At 29.8% G+C, this 329-nt stretch carries 1 protein-coding gene; it reads left to right on the forward strand.

Annotated features, from left to right (window positions below; translation table 11 throughout):
• Positions 1–57: 57 nt before the first annotated feature.
• Positions 58–329: hypothetical protein (locus A9G28_RS01745; RefSeq protein WP_141674663.1), on the forward strand; the 272-nt coding region annotated here is incomplete at its 3' end.

Consider the following 329-nt stretch of genomic DNA (forward strand, 5'->3'; position numbering starts at 1 on the left):
ATTGCAGGAGAATATATAATGTGTACATCTAGTATTGCTATTACAGGAAACCATATAATGATTAAAGAAATCTTTGTAGGTATCTTTCTAGCTGGAATGATTATCTCATCTATAATTCAAACTATAGCAATGCACAAGAATTGGCCAAAGGTTCTACTTTACACCGATATCATTTTTTCTTTTATAATGGGGTGGGTATATGCAATTTATGTTGAGGAAGAAGATAATATATTAACTATAATCAAAATTGTATTTTTTGTTATGTGTTTTGGTTGTTTTTTTTCAGCTTGTTATTGGCTAGAAGCTCAAAGGTTTCCTTGGAGTAAACA

The sequence above is a fragment of the Gilliamella sp. Fer1-1 genome, assembly GCF_001690825.1.
Classification (GTDB): domain Bacteria; phylum Pseudomonadota; class Gammaproteobacteria; order Enterobacterales; family Orbaceae; genus Gilliamella; species Gilliamella apicola_C.